The organism is Roseospira visakhapatnamensis (assembly GCF_014197915.1).
Lineage (GTDB): Bacteria > Pseudomonadota > Alphaproteobacteria > Rhodospirillales > Rhodospirillaceae > Rhodospira > Rhodospira visakhapatnamensis.
In genome coordinates this window covers 1-2,500 of sequence record NZ_JACIGK010000062.1, presented here as the reverse complement: position 1 = coordinate 2,500, position 2,500 = coordinate 1, and the positions used below count along the sequence as shown (strand labels likewise).

1 tRNA gene and 2 rRNA genes (1 of these 3 cut by a window edge) are annotated in these 2,500 nt (G+C 60.1%); all 3 read left to right on the top strand.

The window, feature by feature from the left end:
* Window positions 1-1,869: ribosomal RNA gene (locus tag GGD89_RS19115) — 23S ribosomal RNA — on the top strand (it extends 861 nt beyond the left edge of the window).
* Between the two features lie 225 nt (window positions 1,870-2,094).
* A 5S ribosomal RNA gene (rrf, locus tag GGD89_RS19110) occupies window positions 2,095-2,209 on the top strand.
* A 213-nt stretch (window positions 2,210-2,422) separates the two neighbouring features.
* Window positions 2,423-2,499, top strand: a tRNA-Met gene (locus GGD89_RS19105).
* Window position 2,500 lies beyond the last annotated feature (1 nt).

The following is a 2,500-nucleotide window of genomic DNA, read 5'->3' as shown; positions in this document are numbered from 1 at the left end:
GCCGCGAGGCTTACCAAACCTAACCAAACTCCGAATACCGAAGAGTACAATCACGGCAGACAGACTCAGGGTGCTAAGGTCCTGGGTCGAAAGGGAAACAGCCCAGACCGCCAGCTAAGGTCCCCAAGTCATGGCTAAGTGGGAAAGGATGTGGGACGGCCATAACAACCAGGAGGTTGGCTTAGAAGCAGCCATCCTTTAAAGAAAGCGTAACAGCTCACTGGTCTAATAGCTATCCTGCGCCGAAGATGTACCGGGGCTCAAGCCATGCACCGAAGCTGCGGGCTCGCAAGAGCGGTAGCGGAGCGTTCCGTAGGCCTGTGAAGGTGTGCCGTGAGGCATGCTGGAGGTATCGGAAGTGAGAATGCTGACATGAGTAGCGACAGGAGTGCGAGAAACACTCCCGCCGAAAGTCCAAGGGTTCCCGCGCCAGGCTATTCCGCGCGGGGTGAGCCGGCCCCTAAGCCGAGGGCGACAGCCGTAGGCGATGGGAAACAGGTTAATAGTCCTGTGCCCGCGAGAGGTGACGCTCCCCGTAAGTTGTCAGGTCTTAACGGATTGATGTGGCAGCGAAGGGGGGCCAGGAAAGAACCCTCGCATATGGACCGTACCCGAAACCGACACAGGTGGACTGGTAGAGTATACCCAGGCGTTTGAGAGAATGGTGTTGAAGGAACTAGGCAAATTGCCCCCGTAACTTCGGGAGAAGGGGGCCCTCGCGTTGGGCAACCAGCGCGGGGGGGCACAGACCAGGGGGTGGCGACTGTTTACTAAAAACACAGGGCTCTGCGAAGTCGCAAGACGACGTATAGGGTCTGACGCCTGCCCGGTGCCGGAAGGTTAAGAGGAGAGGTGAGAGCCTTGAATCGAAGCCCCGGTAAACGGCGGCCGTAACTATAACGGTCCTAAGGTAGCGAAATTCCTTGTCGGGTAAGTTCCGACCTGCACGAATGGCGTAACGACTTCCCCGCTGTCTCCAACACCAACTCAGCGAAATTGAATTCTCCGTGAAGATGCGGAGTTCCCGTGGTCAGACGGAAAGACCCCGTGAACCTTTACTACAGCTTCGCAGTGGCATTAGGGATGGGATGTGTAGGATAGGTGGGAGGCTATGAACCATCGGCGCCAGCTGGTGTGGAGCCACCCTTGAAATACCACCCTTCTTGTTCCTGATGTCTAACCGCGGCCCGTGATCCGGGTCCGGGACCCTGCGTGGCGGGTAGTTTGACTGGGGCGGTCGCCTCCCAAAGAGTAACGGAGGCGCGCGATGGTGGGCTCAGGCCGGTCGGAAATCGGCTGATGAGTGCAATGGCAAAAGCCCGCCTGACTGTGAGGCCGACAGGCCGAACAGAGACGAAAGTCGGTCATAGTGATCCGGTGGTCCCGAGTGGAAGGGCCATCGCTCAACGGATAAAAGGTACTCCGGGGATAACAGGCTGATACTGCCCAAGAGTCCACATCGACGGCAGTGTTTGGCACCTCGATGTCGGCTCATCACATCCTGGGGCTGGAGCAGGTCCCAAGGGTTCGGCTGTTCGCCGATTAAAGTGGTACGTGAGCTGGGTTTAGAACGTCGTGAGACAGTTCGGTCCCTATCTGCCATGGGTGTAGGATACTTGAGAGGAGTTGCCCCTAGTACGAGAGGACCGGGGTGAACGGACCTCTGGTGTACCAGTTGTCACGCCAGTGGCACCGCTGGGTAGCTAAGTCCGGACGGGATAACCGCTGAAGGCATCTAAGCGGGAAGCCCCCCTCGAAACAAGGTATCCCCATCAGAGCCGTGGAAGACCACCACGTTGATAGGCCGGGTGTGGACGCGCAGCAATGTGTGAAGCTAACCGGTACTAATCGCTCGATCGGCTTGATCTCTTCATGCATGGCGACAAGCCAGGTGCGAAGGGCGTCCGACAGGACAACAGGCGCGACAGACACAACGATGGACCGCAATCCCTCGTCGAGGATCAGAGCACAACGACGGTCCGCCCGTCCCCGAAGGGGGCGCGGGTGGATTGGCCGGCGCGACAGCGCCGGCGCCCCGGACGGTCCCCAGGATCGCGTCCGGGGGCTAAGGACAGACCGCATCCTCTTGGATGACCTGGTGGCCATGGCGGGGGCGAAACACCCGATCCCATCCCGAACTCGGCCGTGAAAACCCTCTGCGCCGATGGTACTGCGTCTTAAGGCGTGGGAGAGTAGGGCACCGCCAGGTCTTCCAAGGGGATGAGGGTCGCCGTCGGACGATGACAACAAACCTCGCCGCCATGATCTCCCGGCTCGGCCCGCGTTCGACGGAGCGATGCGGAACGCGGGGCCTCGGCCCCAACGGCCCGGGTCAACAGGGCCGGTGGCCGCCAGCCACGGGGGGCCGCAAACAACAAGACAAAGACAAGGGCGCGCTACACGCGCCCCATGCGACCACCGTCGCGGGGTGGAGCAGTCTGGTAGCTCGTCAGGCTCATAACCTGAAGGTCAGAGGTTCAAATCCTCTCCCCGCAACCAC